This is a genomic window from Polyangium jinanense (genome assembly GCF_028435265.1).
Lineage (GTDB): Bacteria > Myxococcota_A > Polyangia > Polyangiales > Polyangiaceae > Polyangium > Polyangium jinanense.
In genome coordinates, this window is the sequence record NZ_JAGTJK010000008.1 from 101,914 (window position 1) to 117,994 (window position 16,081).

Annotated in this window: 10 protein-coding genes; 5 read left to right on the plus strand and 5 right to left on the minus strand. The window is 70.2% G+C overall.

Going from position 1 to position 16,081, the window contains the following annotated elements:
* Positions 1-44 precede the first annotated feature (44 nt).
* Entirely contained in the window at positions 45-773 is a 729-nt protein-coding gene (locus KEG38_RS18290) for a DUF4386 domain-containing protein (protein ID WP_272420985.1), read from the minus strand.
* On the opposite strand from KEG38_RS18290, the gene KEG38_RS18295 reads away from it, so the two are divergent.
* Positions 772-1,764: a LysR family transcriptional regulator gene (locus KEG38_RS18295; protein ID WP_272420986.1), complete on the plus strand. Its 993-nt coding sequence runs from the start codon at positions 772-774 to the stop codon at positions 1,762-1,764. The two genes, KEG38_RS18290 and KEG38_RS18295, sit on opposite strands and share 2 nt — an antisense overlap.
* Positions 1,765-2,353: 589 nt before the next feature.
* Here the strand turns inward: KEG38_RS18295 and KEG38_RS18300 are convergent.
* Positions 2,354-3,286, minus strand: coding sequence for an alpha/beta hydrolase (locus KEG38_RS18300; protein ID WP_272420987.1), 933 nt, complete (start codon positions 3,284-3,286; stop codon positions 2,354-2,356).
* 86 nt (positions 3,287-3,372) lie between these two features.
* On the minus strand, positions 3,373-3,954 hold the full coding sequence (locus tag KEG38_RS18305; protein WP_272420988.1) for an alpha/beta hydrolase: 582 nt from the start codon (positions 3,952-3,954) through the stop codon (positions 3,373-3,375).
* A 159-nt stretch (positions 3,955-4,113) separates the two neighbouring features.
* Here KEG38_RS18305 and KEG38_RS18310 point away from each other — a divergent pair, with 159 nt between their 5' ends.
* Both KEG38_RS18310 and KEG38_RS18315 read left to right on the plus strand, forming a co-directional pair.
* The gene (locus tag KEG38_RS18310) at positions 4,114-4,905 is read left to right on the plus strand and encodes a transposase (RefSeq protein WP_272420989.1); all 792 of its coding nucleotides are present in this window, start codon (positions 4,114-4,116) and stop codon (positions 4,903-4,905) included.
* A gap of 109 nt (positions 4,906-5,014) precedes the next feature.
* Positions 5,015-6,082, plus strand: a complete 1,068-nt coding sequence (locus KEG38_RS18315) for a DUF5694 domain-containing protein (RefSeq protein WP_272420990.1) — start codon at positions 5,015-5,017, stop codon at positions 6,080-6,082.
* Positions 6,083-6,359: 277 nt separating this feature from the next.
* Here KEG38_RS18315 and KEG38_RS18320 read toward each other — a convergent pair whose 3' ends face one another.
* Together KEG38_RS18320 and KEG38_RS18325 are read right to left on the minus strand one after the other, a co-directional pair.
* Positions 6,360-7,763: a tetratricopeptide repeat protein gene (locus tag KEG38_RS18320; protein ID WP_272420991.1), complete on the minus strand. Its 1,404-nt coding sequence runs from the start codon at positions 7,761-7,763 to the stop codon at positions 6,360-6,362.
* A 75-nt stretch (positions 7,764-7,838) separates the two neighbouring features.
* Positions 7,839-8,801 (minus strand): discoidin domain-containing protein, encoded by a 963-nt coding sequence (locus KEG38_RS18325; protein ID WP_272420992.1) that lies wholly within the window; start codon positions 8,799-8,801, stop codon positions 7,839-7,841.
* 423 nt (positions 8,802-9,224) lie between these two features.
* Between KEG38_RS18325 and KEG38_RS18330 the strand changes: the two genes are divergently transcribed.
* Both KEG38_RS18330 and KEG38_RS18335 read left to right on the plus strand, forming a co-directional pair.
* Complete coding sequence (locus KEG38_RS18330; RefSeq protein ID WP_272420993.1) at positions 9,225-12,155, plus strand: PD-(D/E)XK nuclease family protein; 2,931 nt, start codon at positions 9,225-9,227, stop codon at positions 12,153-12,155.
* On the plus strand, positions 12,152-15,961 hold the full coding sequence (locus KEG38_RS18335) for a UvrD-helicase domain-containing protein (RefSeq protein ID WP_272420994.1): 3,810 nt from the start codon (positions 12,152-12,154) through the stop codon (positions 15,959-15,961). The genes KEG38_RS18330 and KEG38_RS18335 overlap by 4 nt, the downstream gene beginning before the upstream one ends.
* Positions 15,962-16,081 lie beyond the last annotated feature (120 nt).

The window sequence follows — 16,081 nt, forward strand, 5'->3', positions numbered from 1 at the left end:
CGCGCGCTCGAGCTCGTCGAAACGCACCATCATGTCGGATCGGCTCACGAGCTAGCTCTGGAGGGGACGCTCACGCCCCGGAGCAGGAGCCAGACGCCGATCGTGAGCTCGAAGAGCGTCCCTGGCGCGAAGGCCAGCACCGTGTAGCTGGCGTACTGCGGCATGAGGATGTTCGTGAGCGACCCCAGGAGGATCAGCGTGTAACACACGATCCCGAAGCCGGACAGGCGCTGCGGGACGTAGCGCGACGTGTAGAAGAGCCAGCAGAAGGGGATCGCGCCCAGGCACATCAGGACCAGCAGGTAGTCCATGCCGACCGCGCGGACTCTCAGGAGCAGGTCGATCTGCGCGGCGGCCTGCGTGGCGTCGAGCGCGGTGCGGCCTTCCGCCAGCACGGCGACGAAGGCCCCGGCGAGCACCGTGACGCACCCCAGGACGCCCTCCGAGGCGCGGAACACGAGCGCGACGAGCGAGAGGTTCCTGTCGACCGGCGCGAGGACCGCGTAGTGCGCGGCCGACAAGAGCAGGACGGCCGCGAACATCACGAGGTCCAGCGCGAGGCCGAGGCGGAAGAGCGTCGGGTGGCTCGCGATCCTGGCGGCCGTCCCGGCGACGTCCCCCGCCTGGACGAGGTGAGGCTGGATCAAGACGAGGTTGAGGACCGGGGGCACGATCGCGAGCAGATAGGCCAGGCCCGTGATCCTGGCGTAGGTCGAGGGCGCCGGTGTGTGGATGCGGGACGCGTGGTCGGTGATCTGGAGGGCGGTGTCCATGGTGCTCCGTGGGCTCGGCGCGCGAGCGCCGGCGGAGCCAGGGTGGGCGTGCGGGGCCGCGCGGGCCAGCGTCGATTCCGTTCACGCGCTGTGCGAAAATGCAGAGGTGGACTGGGACGACCTTCGATATGTGCTCGCGATCGCGCGCGACCGAACCCTGAGCCGCGCCGCCGAGAGCCTGGGCGCGAGTCATACGACCGTCGGACGCCGGGTACGCGCGATCGAGCAGGCGCTGGGCGCGCGCCTCTTCGATCAGACCCCGGACGGGTTCGTGCCCACGAGCGCGGGGCAGGACATCGCCGAGGTCGCCGAGCGGATGGAGGCCGAGGTGCTCGCGCTCGAGGGACGGGTCCTCGGGCGAGACGTGCGGCTCCAGGGCAGCCTCCGCGTGGCGACCATGGACATCCTGTTTCGCAGGTACCGCGACGCGTTCGCGTCGTTCCTGGCCCGCTATCCGAGCGTCGAGCTGACCGTCACGTCCAGCAACGACGAGGTGTCGCTCACGCGGCGCGAGGCCGACGTCGCCCTCCGGATGACGAGCTCGCCGCCGGAGTACCTCGTGGGCCGCAAGGTGGGGCGCGTGGACTTCGCGGTCTACGGCAGCCGCGCGCTGGTCGAGCGGCTTGGCCCGGACGCCGGCTACGGCGACTACCCCTGGATCCACTGGGACGAGCGCCTGAACCTGCGCTGGCTCGACGAGTGGCTGGCCCGCAACGCCCCCGGCGCGCGGATCGCGATGCGCATGGACGTCAGCTCGATGGTGCTGCGCGAGGCCGTCGCCACGGGCATCGGCCTGCACTTCCTCGCCTGCTTCGAGGGCGACGCGGATCCCGCGCTGACGCGCGTGGGGCCCGTCGATCCGCGCTTCAGCCGGGACGTATGGCTGCTCACCATGCCCGACCTTCGCAGCACGAGCCGCGTCCGCGCCTTCATGGACCACATGGACGAATCCACGCGCGCGAGCCGCACCGGCGCGGCAACGGCCGAGTAGCGCCCGCGGGCGTCCGTATCCGCTCTGCGTGAGCGACGCCGACGGCAACCCGCCCTGACCAGCCCCCCCAGGGTCGAACCCCCCCGCCGCGCCTCCCCACCCACCCCGATCCCCGGCGTCGAGGTGCTCGGCCTCGGGCGAGGTGCGTGGCCTCGGCGCGGAGGTGCGCCGCTGGTGAGCGAGGCTCGCCCTTGCTGACCCGCAGGTACATCGCGCCACCGCGGGGAGATGACGGCGGCGGCGGACGTATAGACCTCTCATGAACCGATGGATCATCGCCCACGGGGACCGAGGAGGGCGGCTCCACGTCGTGGAGCGGGCCGTGCGTGCTACGCCCCCGAGAAGGCGGAAATCCTGGTTTATTTGTCCTAGGTGCAGTATCCCACCACCAGTGGTGGTGGGGGCGGCGGCGGCGGGGACTTCGGCGGCGGAAGCTGGGGAGGTGGCGGCTGGGGCCCTGGCGGTGGTGGCGGTGGCGGTGGCCGAGTCGACATCGGACCAATAACCGTCATCCAGTAGAACGGCGGTTGATCATGCCAGCACGAAGGATGGTCGTTCTGGCATGGTCAACGTGACAGCGCGGACGCCCTCAACCACTGCTGTACGGCCCCTTGCCCGGGAACACCTGCAGCAGCGCGCGGGTCATCACAGTGGGATATACCGTGAAGTGATCTTCGCCGTCGATCACCGTGTTCTCCACTTTCATTGGCCGACCGCTGCGGCGCAGCTGTTCTGCGAACTCGGCGTTGTGGCGCAGCATGTCGTTACGGGTGTAGTATCGTGGTTCCGGCTTGACCGTTTCGTAGCTGCCGATCGACAGCAGCACCGTCGTCGGCTGCGTCGGCACCTGCGCATCGGCCTGCATGCGCGGGACCAGATGGTTGTCGAACCACAGCGACGGGCTGGACAGGATGTAGGTCTGGAACATGGCCGGCCGCGTGGTCAGCACGTAGGCACCGAACAGGCCACCATAGGAATGGCCGGCGAAGGCCCGCCGCGCCGGATCGGTGCGGTAGCGCGCATCGATCATCGGCAGCACGTGGTCGGCGAGGAAATCGCGGTAGTGCGCGGCGCCGCCGTAGGTGACGTCGTCGCTGTAGTCGCGCGGGTCGGTACGCACCGGCTCGCTGGGCGTGTAGTCGCGCGAACGACTGGCCTTGGAGCTCAGCCCTTCCTGCGGCGGCAACCCGACCAGAATGAAATCCTCGATGTTGACGCCCTGCTGGCCCACCAGGTTGCGCAGGCTGCGCACCAGCGGGAAGCTGTACAGCGCGTCAGTCACATACAGCGCCGGATATCGCTTTTCGGGGTGAGCCGCGTAGCTTCCCGGCAGCGCCACCCAGACCGGGTAGTCACGACCGATCGGGTCATGCACGCGCAGTGCCTCGGTATCCGGCAGCACCACGCCCGGCGTGGTCGTATTGCCCTTCGCATCGCTGTGCCGGACCGGTGGTGCCATCGACATCGCACACCCGCTCAAGGCCAGGCAGGCCAGCACACTCCATCCACGCACACGCTGCATCCGTTCTCTCTCCCGTTGCGGGCGGCGCACGCTGATGGCGCCTCTGCCGCATCCTCACATGGCTCGCTGCTGTTCGCCAACCGCGCTCAGGGCGTGGCCGGCGGCGGCGCCGGGAACAGCGTGCGCAATGCCTGCAGCGCCGCCGGGTGGTAGATCGTGGCATGCGTCTCTTCCGGCAGCGGCTGGTACTTCACCAGCGGCGACGGCGAAGCCTGCTGCAGCAGCGCCGCAAAACGCACGGTGGACTCGGCCAGTTCGGGCTGGCCACTGCTGGCCAGGAACACCCGCGACCGCGCACGCGCCACCGCCGGCAGCAGCGTCGGCGCCGTAACCAGCGGTGCGCCGCGGTTCCACCACAGGCTCGGGTCGAGCGCGATGTAGCTGTTGAACAGCGTCGGCTCCTGCAGCAACGTCCCGACCATGAACAGACCGGCCAGCGACTCGCCGATCAGGGCGCGCTCGTCGGTGGTGGCGAAGCGCTGGCGCACCTGCGGCATCAGCTCATCGCGCAGGAAGGTGCGATACGCCGCCGAGCCACCGATGCGCGGCGCGATCTTCTGCTCCTGCGGATCGCTGCTCGGGCCGGTCATGTCGCGGCGGCGCTCGGTATTCTCGATACCGACCAGCAGGAACGGGCGCATGCTGCCGTTGCCGGTCAGCACCTGCACCAGGCCGCTCGTCGCTTGTTATGGTGTGGCAGCTCGTGCGTCCGCGCTTCGGATGGTGGAGGGCGATCGAGCGCGCGACGGTGAGCGTGCTTCCGTGGTGATGGGCTTCGACATTCACGCGGGCGCGGTGATCGATGGCCGCGATTGCCACCGCGGGGCTTGGGGCGAAGGACGCCGAAGGCGATCCGGAGCCCCAAATGTCGAAGGGAGAGGCTGTGCCGGTATCTGGCCCGGCCGCCGATTGCACAGGAACGGCTCGTCGAGATCGCCGGCGGGAAGCTGCGCTATGAGTTGAAGAAGGCGTGGCGCGATGGGACACGATTCGTCGTTTTCGAACCGCACGAGCTTCTGGCGAGAGTATGCGCGGTGATACCGCCGCCACGATTTCACATGATCCGATTTCATGGAGTGCTCGCCCCGAATGCGGCGCTGCGCAGGCACGTCGTGGGCTCTCTGCGCCCCTCGGCCCTGGCGATGGAGCCAGCCCCTGCGACGTTTACGACATCAGGCATTGAGCAGCTATCGCTGTTCGGGCAGATGGAGGCTCCATCGGGATTCGACGCGGGCAAGATGCGCCGCAAGCCGTGGGCGTGGTTTTTGCGGCATGTGTTTGCGATTGACGTGACGGTGTGTCCTGAATGCTCGGGCAAGAGGCGCTGGCGGGCGGTGGCGCTCACGCCGGAGACGATCGCAGAGGGGCGTCTGCCCTGGGCGGCGCACGTGCAGCGCCACGACTACTTCTACGGCATCTATATCTGGCACTGGCCGGTCATTATCATGCTGCGCGAGCTGCTGCCCCCGAGCGGACCGGTGGGGCTGACGCTGGTGACGCTGGCCGTGGTGCTGCCGCTGGCCATGCTCAGCTGGCACCTGGTCGAGGCGCCGTCGCTGCGCGCCGCACGCCGCTGGCTGAAGCGCCGCGCGCCACAGGCGGTGGCGGTGGCTGCCTAGCGCCCGCCCAGCCGTCCCGCATAGCTTTGACGTCTGTATCCGTTTTTGCTGGACCGGAGGTTTTTCGCCCCTCTAGGATCGGACATCCAGAACACATGGACATCTGATCATGGCCCGCCCCAGCACCCTGCTTCTTGCATTCCTGTTGTCCGCCGGCGCCTGCGCGCAGCAGCCCGATTTCGACCCGAGCAAACTGAAAGGTCCTGCCGGCGGCCCGGCGAACGAGGTACTGGTGCTGGGATCCTCGCACCTGTCGCAGCTGCCCAAGCGCTTCGACCCGGCCGGCCTGCGCCCCCTGCTCGACCGGCTGGCCGCATGGCGGCCGCAGGCGATTGCGATCGAGGCCCTGTCGGGGCCGCAGTGCGACGTCCTGCGCCGCTACCCGCTGCGCTACCAGGACACGATCACCACGTATTGCCCGGACCCGGACCCGGCCAGGGCCACGACCGGCCTCGACGTGCCGGCCGCCACCGCCGAGGCGCACAGGCTGCTGGCCGCCTGGCCTGCCGCCCCCACGGCCGCGCAGCGGCGCAGGCTGGCGGCGGTGTTCCTGGCGGGCGGCGAACAGGCGTCGGCCGTGGTGCAGTGGCTGCGCCTGCCCGAGGCCGAGCGCCGCGCCGGCGACGGGCTGGACGGGGCGCTGGTCGAGCAGCTGAACCGCCTGCAGGGACAGCGCGACGAAAGCATCCTCGTCGGCGCGCAGCTGGCGGCGCGCCTCGGACACGAACGCGTGTACCCGATGGACGACCATACGGCCGACGGCCCGAGCGCGGACGAGAAGGCGGCCGGCGCGGCAATCTCGAAAGCCTGGGACAACCCGGCGACGAAGAAACGGCTCGCGGCGAGCGCGGCCCTGGAACAACATCTCGACACCGCGGAGGGTGTGCTGGCGATGTACCGCGCCGCCAACGCGCCAGGTGAAACGAAACTCGCCTTCGACAGCGACTTCGGCGCCGCGCTCGAAGAGCCGTCGCCGCAACGCTTCGGCCGCAACTACCTCGGCTATTGGGAAACGCGCAACCTGCGCATGGCCGCCAACATCCGCGAGGTGCTGGGCGATCGTCCCGGCATGCGCATGCTGGTCATCGTCGGCGCCTCGCACAAGGGCTACCTCGAGGCCTACCTGCACCAGATGCACGACGTGCGGATCGTCGACACGGGTCCGCTGCTGCGCTGATTCCGCACAAGCTTGCCAGCTTGACCATGCTTCGTTGCTGGCACGCGCCACAAGTGCCATGCGTCGGCCCCCGGGCCCCGGAGAGCGGCCCCGGTCAGGAGCGGAAGCGGCAAGCGGGCCACCGGCTCAGGGCTGATACGGCGGCGCCTCGAAATTTCCGCCGTAATACAGCCCGACCTTCCTGCTCGGTTTTGACGGGGCCTTCGCGGCGGCTGCCTTTGCCCCTGGGGAAGCGAGCGCGGCCGATACGAGCCACGCCCGACGCCCCCCGCGCTCCTCACTCGCCGGACCGCTCCCCCGACTCCTCCTCCTGTGCCTGCGCGCGCTTCGCCTTGAGCGCCTCCGTCTCCGCGGTGATCTGGGCCGCCGCTGCGTGCATCAGCCGCGTGGCCCAATCGAGCAGCCGCGCGACCTCCTCGACGTGGACGTCGTCTGCGCCGGCCAGCTTCTCGCGAAGCGCGATATCGGCCAGCTTGCGCACCGCTGGCAAGAGCGCCGGATCGTCGGGGCCGGCGACGTGAGGCTCGAACAGCCGCAAGAGCCACGTCGAAAGCTCCTTCGCGCGCGGGAGGTTCCCCTCCTCGAGCCGGGCCTCCGCCGCGCGGTCGAGCACCACCCGGAGGCGCAGGCTCTCTTTGCCGAACTCCTTCTCCGCGATGGAAAGCGCCTCTTCGTAGAGCGCCGCCGCGCGCGCGTGCTCTCCGCGTTTCGTCGCGACCTCCGCGAGATGGACCCTGGGCACCACGCAATGGGTGCTCTCGGGGGGGTAGTGCGCCGCATAGACGTCACGCATGCGCTCGAACGTCTCTTCGGCGGCGTCGTAATCGTCCAGCGCGAGGTACGCCTTGCCGAGCTCGTCCAGCACGACGATGAGGGACAGGTCCTTCGGCCCGGACGCTTTTTCGAGCATCTCGAGCGCACTCTCGAGCGGCCTTTCGGCGAACTCCGGCTTCTCTTCGGCGAGCGCGGCGCGCCCGTAACGCAGGAGCGCCTCCCCCATCTTCCGTGGGTCACTGTCGAGCGCCCTGGCCGTGATGTCGACGGCGAGCCGATAGCTCTTGCGCGCCTCCTCGTAGTCCTTCATTGCGGCGAAGATGTCGCCTATCCGGACGGCGTCCGCATAGAGGTCCGCGGCATGCGTGGCGAGGTGCTTGCTTCGGATCTCGAACACGGCGAGCGCGGCGTCCGCGGCGCTGTCGAGCTCGCCGCGCTCGAGCTCGATGTCGGCGAGGAGCGCGAAGGACGAGGCCAGCTCGAGGTGGCCCTCTCCGAAGGTCTTGCGCTTGATCTCGAGGGCCTTCGTCGCGGCGCGGCGGGCCTTGTCGAGCTCGCCGGCATCAACGAGCAGGCGGGCGAGGTCGGATAGCCCCTGGAGGTGCTTTTCGAGCGCGGCAGGCTCCTCGGCGCCGTGAAGCATGCGGGCGTCGATGAGGCGTTCGAGGAGGCCCAGGGCGGCGGCCCATTGTGTGAGCTTGGTATAATGCGTGAGCGCCGTGGTGGCGGCGGCGAGGGTGTCGGGGTGAAACGCGCCGAGCTTTTGGTCGCGAATCTCGAAGAGTCGTTCGGCGAGCGGAGCGGCGAGCTCGAGCCGACCTTCGCCCTCGGCAGCGCGGAGCTGCATGTCGAGCTGCCAGGCCTCGAGCTCGGTCGCCTCGTCGTGGGGTGTGTCGCGGTCGGACATGGCGAGGGAGGATAGCGGTCGGGCGGCCGGGGAAGAAGGGAAAAGCTTCGGCCGTGCACCCTCGAAGCATGGTGCTCATTGGCAGGCGAGGCTGTAGGTGAGCTCCGAGCCTGAGGGGATGGAGTCGATGGTGTCCGCGGTGACCCACGCTTGAGCGAGCGCGTCGTAGTACTCCACGAAGATCGAGTCCACCGAGTAGACGACGTTGTCGGTCTTGAGGTAGAGGCCATTGGCCCTGGTGATCGCGTCGAAGCTCATACCGAGCCACGACTGGCCGGCGACGCCGGTATCGAACGTCTTCCAGAACGTCGAGGTATTCCCATCGAACGCATACTCCGGGAGGGACCACGACTGCGAGGCTCCGCTATCGATGGCGGTGCCGCCCGTCAACGGCTGGTTGCAGTCCGCGTCGGCGCAGAAGGCCATCTCGCGCAGCACCCATTGACCGCTGTCTTCCTGGACGCTGGCGTTGCGGATGCGCCAGCTCACGGGGAACGCGCGGCGAATCTTGACGTCATAGATCAGCTCGGAGCCCGAGGGGACGTTGTACAGGATGTCTGCCGTGACCCAGTGGCCGCGATTGGCGTCGTAGTAGTCCACGTAGATCGAGTCCACCGAGTAGACGACGTTGTCGGTCTTGAGGTAGATGCCATGCACGCCCCTGGGCGCGCCGAAGTCGATGCCGATCCACGACTGGCCGGCAACGTTGGTATCGAACGTCTTCCAGAACGTCGAGGTATTCCCATCGAATGCGTAGCTCGGGAGGGACCACGACTCCGAGTCTCCGCTGTCGATGGCGGTGCCGCCCGTCAAGCGCTGATTGCAGTCGGCGTCCGCGCAGAAAGCCATCTCGCGCAGCACCCATTGACCGCTGTCTTCCTGGACGCTGGCGTTGCGGATGCGCCATTTGGTCGCCGCGGGAGGAGGCGGCGGCGGACCACAGAGCGTCTGGGCGCTGGCGGCGCTCGGAGCCAAGCTCGCGGCGAAGAAGAACAGAGCGGCGATGACGGGGAGCGACGTGCGGGTATTGTTCTTCATGACGGACCTCGAAGGAATCGATTGACGGCTCATCTCGCGGCGAAGCGCCAGCGTCCCCATGGCTTTGCACGGGTGATGCCAGCTCCCTGATGCGCTGAAAAAGGCCTCTTTTTATTGTGGGAACACCTGGGTGGAGGCCCGCGCTGGAGGGCGGGGCCTCCATGTGGAGGCTTGAGCCTCCAATGGAGGGCCGTGGGTCCCGGCACCCGCTGGTGTGCGGAGCAACACCCATCGGCCCCTGCTCCCCCAACCCTGGCAAACCCCCCACCCCCGTCCTCGGTTTCACCGGCCGTCCCCCCGGGAAACCTCTTGCCGCGGGATCCCCCCCCTGCCAAAAAGGCGCCCCTGTTTCTCGCGCCGACCGATCGCCACGTCGAGCTCGCTCTTGCTGCGCCGGGCCAAGCTGCTCGTGGCGCCAGGACCTTGCGCACCTTCGTGCAGGGCGCCCTTGCCATGGTCGAGCCGGATTGTGGCCTCGCTTCGAGTGCCGTCACCCGCCTCGTCTCCCGCGTCGCCCTCGAAGCGGGCCCCGTCGCCGGCCTCGATCTTCCCGACGCACCGGCCGAGCGGGTCGCGTTTGCCGACGTCATCGACTCCGCCCTTGGCCGCCTTCGCCGCGCCGGCGTTCGGCCGGACCACCTTTTCCAGGCCGAAGGCCCCCAGGCCGCGCTCCTCGCCGAGGTCATGCGCCGCGCCGATGAAATCCTCGCGCAAAAGAGCCTCGTCGACCCGCGCAGCGCCGGGTTCGTCCTGTCTCGTGCCCTCCGCCGCGGCCCTTGTGACGCCCTCCTCCAGGAAATGTCGGCGTACGACGTCACCCTCTCCGGCCTCCTCGCCTTCGAGGCCGACGACCTCTCCTGGCTGGAGGCCTTGCATGCCCGCGCACGCGAGGCCGGCGGCCGTGGGCTCGTCGTCGAGATGCCGCTCTTCTCGGGGGAATCCCTGTTCGACCCGACCGACCTCGACGAGGAGGCCGTCGGGGGTGTCGCCACCGTCCTCGAAAAACGCTGGGCCGAGCTCACGTTCGGGCCCTCGATCGATTGGAGCCCCCTCAACGACGGCGCCGCCTCCCTCGTATTGCGCGCCGCCGGCCCCGAAGGCGAAGCCCGCGCCGTCGCCGCCGAGGTTTTGAGCGCGCTCGGCAGTGGCGTCCCGCCCGAATCCATTGCGATCCTCGTCCCCGCTCTCGACGACGGCACCCTCGATCCGCTCCGCGCCGCCCTCTCCGACGCCCGCATTCCTTTTCACGAGCCGCGTGGCCCCTCGCCCGACGCCTCGCCCGAAGGCCGCGCCGCGCTCGGCCTTTTTGCGCTCGCGTCCGGGCCCGTCACCCGCGAACGCGTGATCGATATCCTCCGTGCCCCCGGCCTTCATTCCGGTATCTGGGTCTCCGAGCGCGCCGAGCGCGACGCCGAGGCGAAGGCCGCATTGCTCGCGCACAGGCTGCGCGACGTCCCCGTCGAGGTCGATCGCACTGGCACATTGCTCGTCGAGAATCTCCGCGCCGTCATCAAAGCCGCGGGCGATGGGGACGAGGCCTGGATGCCGGATGCGCTCACGCGAATGCTGGAAAGCATCGCGCTCCTCGCCGGGGGAACCACCCGGGCCGAGATTGCCGCGAGGTTTGGCGCCCTTTGCGACAAACTCGATCTCGGAAGGCCTTCGATGGGCGAGCTTGGCGCGGCGCTCCGCGTCGAGGCGCTCCGGGGTCGATCCCTCGCGCTCAAGGCCATTGGCGAAGGACAAGCGGCAGTGCGGGCCATTCGCGACGCCACGCGCGCCGTCGTCGAAGCGGCCGCCATGCTCGGCCTCGAGGCTGCGCCGTCCCGCGTCGAGGAGCTTTATGCCGAGGTGCGTCGTGCGGGCGCGACGCAGGGCCGGTCCGACGGCGGCGGCAGCCGGGCCAGCGCCGTCCGGATCGCCCGACCTTCCGAGCTTTGTGGGATCCGGTACGAGGTACTGATCGTCACGGGCCTCGGCCCGGGTGGGTACGGGCCGGAGGCGGACGGTGGGCTCATCGACGAACGGCTCTGGTCCACGCTGCCGGCCTCGGCGCGTCCGCCGACGTCACGCGAGCGGGACCGCATCCGCCGCGCCGAGCTCGCGTGGGCCATGGGCGGAGCGCGTCGTGTCGTGCTCGCGTACAGCACCACCGACGACGAGGCGGCCCCGCACCCGACCGTCACGCGCGCGCTCAAATCGCAGATCACCGAGCGTGTCGAGCCCTCCTCGCGTGTGTCGCGGGCGGCCTCGCGGATCGATCCACGCGGGGCTGAGCTCGTCGCGCTCTCGGCGGGCTCGCTCCCGGCGCCGCTCATCGCGGATCGTGTCTCCATCGAGCGCGCGCGCCTTGCGTTTTTCCTCGATCCACGCGCGGACGCGGGGCCCTTCACGGGCCGGATCGACCCGGCCGATCCCGAGCTCGCCGCGCACCTCCGCGCGTGCGTGGGCGGCGACATGCCCTCGCGGCCGATCGCGGTCACGCATATCGAGAAGGCCGCGGGCTGCGCGTTCGCGGGGTTCGCGCGGCGCGTGTGGAAGACGCGTCGCCAGGAGGACGCGCTCGAAGCGGCGGATCCACGCGAGCGAGGCACGCAGGTGCACGCGGCCACGGCGGCGGCGTTCCAGGCGGCGTGGGAGGCGGGCGGGCGGGCGAACCGGCGCAAGGCGCTCGAAGCGGCGCGCGAGGCGGCGATGCGCGCGGTCGGCGCGGACAAGGAGGCGGCGCCGCTCCGGCGGGAACTTCTGATCGCGGCCGTCGACGTCGCGCTTGGCTTCGTCGCGCACGGGCTCGAGGAGCAGGGTTTTTCGTTCGCGCTCGCGGAACAACCGTTCGGCCCGTCGGTCGAGGCACCGTGGGACGCGCTCCCGATCGCGCCGATGCAGGGGGAAGGGGAGGGGGACCGAGCGCCGGGGCCCTCGGTCTTCGTCGAGGGCAAGATCGACCGCGTCGATCGAGGCGACGGCGGCAAGAGCGCGGCGCGCGTCGTCGACTACAAGACGGGGCAGATCCCGAGCAAGAGCGAGCAGGGAACCTTGCACCTCCAACTGCCGCTCTACGCAGCCGCCGTGGCGCGGGCGACGGGCGCCGAGGAGGTGCAGGCGCTCTACCTCGGCGCGGACAAGCGTGGCGAGATCAAGGCCTCACCGGCGAAGGACATGGACCGGCGCGCGATCGCGGACAAACGGATCGACGCGGAGCGCACGGCCCGCAAGGTGGTGCTCTCGCTCTGGGACGGACACATCGAGCCGCGTCCCGTGAAGGGGGACCTCTGCGATCGGTGTGACGCGCGGGACGTCTGCCGCAGGCCGGCCGTGGTGCCGGGCGAGGCGGACGAGGAGGGCGGCGGATGACGTTGCCCCCCGAAGACGCGCTCCTCTACGCCTTCCGGCGCAACATCGTCGTCGCCGCGAGCGCGGGCACCGGCAAGACGTACCGGCTCACGGCCCTTTACGTCCTGCTCACGCTCGGGCTCACCTCGATGGGGAAGGCCGACGGTGACGAACCCGCCGAGCCGATCCCGCCCGAGCGGATCGTCGCGACGACCTTTTCGCGCGCCGCGGCGCAAGAAATCGCAGCCCGCGTGCAGGCGGCGTTGTCCGAGATCGCGGCGTGGGACGAGGAAGGAGCGCAGCCGAAGCTCGCGGCGATCATCGAGGCGCGACGCGCAGCCATCGCGGATCCGCCGTCGATCCACGAGCTCAAGCGCCGCGCGGCCGACGCGCTCGGCCGTTCCGCGGGCGCGCGCATCGACACGCTGCACGGCCTCGCGCAGCAGATCGTCCGCACGCATGCGCTCGCGCTCGGCGTCGATCCGCAGGCGCGCGTGGTCGAGGAAGACGAGGCGCAGGCGCTCGCGGATCTCGCGGTGGATGAAGCGCTCTCGGCCGCACTCTCGGCGGGCGGCGATCGAGCCGAAGCGGCGCGCGCGCTCGTCGCCGCCGCGAACGGCGTGTGGGGCGCGCGCAAGCAGGTCGCGAGCCTCTGCGACCGCCTCGACGAAGAGGGCCTCTTGCCCTCGGAGCTCCTGCTCGCCGAACACGAAGGCGGCGCGCGCTCCCTCCGCGCCTCGCTCGACTCCATCGTCGCCACCTGCGTCGCGGGCGGACAACGCACCAAAGACGCGGCCGCCGTCCTCGCGCGTGCCCTCGCGCAGGGCGGCCCCGGCGAGCTCTTCCCGGCCGTGGCCGAAGAGCCGCTCCGCGAGCTCTTCACCATCGCCATGCGCGGCAAGACGAGCGACGCCGACAAGGAGTTCGCCGCCTTCCGCGAAGAGCTCCCCGGCGACAGCAACGCCGAGCGCGCCGCGGGCCTCATCGCCATCCTCCGCGAAGCGCCGCATCTCTCGGTTCGCGAGCGTGGCATCGTCGCCCTCCTCGAAGACGCGCGCACCCGCCTCGGCGCCCTCCGCCGGCAGGAAGGCCTCCTGAGCTTCGGCGACATGCTCCGCATGGCTCGCGACGGCCTCCGTGATCGCCCCGAGATCGCCGCGCAGGTCCGCGCTTCCATCGACGCGCTCCTCGTCGACGAGTTCCAGGACACGAGCCGCGCGCAACGCGACATCGTTTATCTCCTCCGCGAGCGCGAGGACAGCGCTCGCCCACCCGGCCGCGCGCCCATCGCGGAAAACCTCGTCGCGCACGGCCTCTTCCTCGTCGGCGACCGCAAGCAATCCATCTACGGCTTCCGCGGCGCCGACGTCGCCGTCTTCTCGCGCATCACGGGCGAGCTCTGCGGCCCGCTCGCTCGCGAAGCCCTCGCCCTCGCGCCCGAGATCTGCGCCCCCGAGGCCCGCGCCGACCTCGTCGCCCTCCGCGAGAGCCGCCGCAGCGGCGGCAAGATCCTCGACTTCGTCAACGCCTTCTCCGCCCACGATTTCCACGCGCCGGGGGATGCGCATCCGCGCGACTTCGAGGTCGTCTACGGCCCCGCCGATCACCTCGTCCCGGTCACGGAAGCGCAGGGCGCAGGCGAAGTCGTGCTCGTCGACGACGACGGCGCCTCACCACCCGACGCCGAGCCCGTCGTCCGCGGCGCCACGCGCTCCATGCGTGAAGCCTTCGTCGCCGCGGCCTTCGCCGCGCGCTTCGTCCGGAGCGGTGAGGGCTCCTTCCGCGACATCGCCATCCTCGCACGTCGCCGGAAGACCCTCCCGCTCCTGGAGCTCGCGCTCGCCCGCATCGACGTCCCGCATGTCGTCGCGGGCCGCGCGCTCTTCGACACCTCCGAGGTCCGCGACGTCGCCGCGGTCCTTCGCCTCCTCGTCGATCGCCGCGACCGCCTCGCGCTCGCGACCGTCCTCCGCGGCCCCGCCGTCGGTTTGTCCGACGCCGCGCTCGCGTGGCTCGGCGCGCCCAAAACGGGGTTGTCATTGCCACTCGAACGATCGGACGCCCCGCGACTGCTCCCGACCTTGCCCGCCTGGGAAAAGCTCGGTCCCGCGGATCGCACGCGCCTCGAAGACTTCGTCCGCCGCTTCGTCGAGCTGCGCCGCGCGGCCCTCCGCCTTCATCCAGGCGAAGCGATCCGCGCGGCCGTCGCGGCCTTCGATCTCGATCGCGTCTTCGCCTCGATGCCTCGTCCCGAGATGCGCATCGGCCACGTCGATCGCCTCCTCGGCGTCGCGCGGCGTCGCGGCGGCTCGCTCCCAGGCTTCGTTCGCTGGCTCGATCGCCGCATGCGCGACGACTCCGACGAGCGCGACGAGGCCACCTTCGCCGAGGAGGAAGACGCCATCCGCCTCATGACGATCCACGCGAGCAAGGGCCTCGACTTCCCCGTGGTGATCGTCCTCGACCTCGACGCGGGCGTCTCACCGCGGCCCTCGGGCCTCCAGATCGCCTCCCTCGGCGGCCCCAAGCCCACGCTGATCCTGCGGCATCACGCATCGAGGCCCGATCCGCTCTCCGACACGATGCTCGCGCGGCTCGAACGAGGCGAGCGGCCCGTGCTCGATTCGCTCCGCACCGAAGCGCAGGCGAAAGCAGACGAGCTCGCCCGCGCGCGCGAGCTCGCCGAACGGCAACGCCTCACGTACGTCGCCATCACGCGGCCAAAGCGCGCCCTCGTCATGATCGGCGTCCCCGATCCGCCCGAAGGCGCCCGCAAGCGCGCGAAGGGCGGCTCCGCATTCGAGTCCCTCAAAGACGGCCTCACGAAGCCCGCCCTGAAGGACGCAATCACCCGCCGCGAGCAAGCCTCGGCCCTGCTCGCCGATCCCCACGCGCAGCCTCGCGAAGCACGGCACGGCGCCGTCTCCCCGACCGGCCCTGCGCCGCCGTGGCCCGAGCGCCCGCCCACCCGCACGATCTCCATCGCCACGACCCCGCTCTCGCTCTTCCAGGGCTGCCCGCGCCGCTTCCGTCTGCGTCAGCTCATGGGCTTCGACGAGCCCATCAGCACCGGCTACGTGGAGCTCCCCGGCGATCCCGCCGCCGAGCCGCTCGAGGTCGACACCGAAGCCGACCTCGATCCGCGCATCCGCGGCCTCGCAGCCCACGGCGTCCTCGAACGCTGGCCCCGCGAGGCCTTCGGTCGCCCCGTCGACGTCGCCGACGTCCGGCGCCGTCTCGCCCTCGCCGGCCTGCGCCCCGAGATGCCCGAGGCCTCACGCATCGCCGAAGGCATCGCGCGTTTCCTCGACGGCCCCTACACCCGCGCCATCCGTGATCAAGGCCTGCGTATGCTGCGCGAAGAACCGTTCGTGCTGACGATCGGTCTCTCCGCAGCCCCCGACGGTTCACCACGCGCCCTCGGTCTACGCGGCGCCGTCGACTTCGTGGTCTTTCGTCCGGACGGGACCGTCGACGTCATCGACTACAAGCTCTCGCGTCCGCGCTCGGACCTCTCGGTCTACGCGTTCCAGTTGCACGCATACGCGCTCAGCATGCACCGTCGCGAGCCGGAGCGGCGCATCCGCGCAGGCGTCGTTTTCCTCGCAGGCTCGTCGCCCGAGCCGATCTTCCTCGCTGCGGAGGGCGAAGACGGCACCATCACGAACGCAGAGCACGACCATTTCGCAAACGAGCTGAGGACGCTCGGCGAGCGTTTCGCCGAGGCACGCTGGGCCGACCGTTTCGACCCCGTTCCTCTGGATCGATGTCGCAAGCTGCACTGCGGCTTCGTCGGGGCCTGTTACGGGCCCGAGAGTACGTTGTAGCTGCCGCTGCCGCTGCCGCTGCCGCTTCCGCTTCCGCTGCCGCTTCCGCTGCCGCTTCCGCTTCCGCTGCCGCTTCCGCTTCCGCTTCCGCTTCCGCTTCCGCTTCCGCTTCCGGGGCTT

What these genes read in the sequence shown, in the direction of transcription:
- KEG38_RS18295 (WP_272420986.1), top strand. Translation starts at nt 772, where the DNA reads ATGGTGCTCCGTGGGCTCGGCGCGCGAGCGCCGGCGGAGCCAGGGTGG.
- KEG38_RS18290 (WP_272420985.1), bottom strand. Translation starts at nt 773, where the DNA reads ATGGACACCGCCCTCCAGATCACCGACCACGCGTCCCGCATCCACACA.
- KEG38_RS18300 (WP_272420987.1), bottom strand. Translation starts at nt 3,286, where the DNA reads ATGCAGCGTGTGCGTGGATGGAGTGTGCTGGCCTGCCTGGCCTTGAGC.
- KEG38_RS18315 (WP_272420990.1), top strand. Translation starts at nt 5,015, where the DNA reads ATGGCCCGCCCCAGCACCCTGCTTCTTGCATTCCTGTTGTCCGCCGGC.
- KEG38_RS18320 (WP_272420991.1), bottom strand. Translation starts at nt 7,763, where the DNA reads ATGTCCGACCGCGACACACCCCACGACGAGGCGACCGAGCTCGAGGCC.
- KEG38_RS18325 (WP_272420992.1), bottom strand. Translation starts at nt 8,801, where the DNA reads ATGAAGAACAATACCCGCACGTCGCTCCCCGTCATCGCCGCTCTGTTC.
- KEG38_RS18335 (WP_272420994.1), top strand. Translation starts at nt 12,152, where the DNA reads ATGACGTTGCCCCCCGAAGACGCGCTCCTCTACGCCTTCCGGCGCAAC.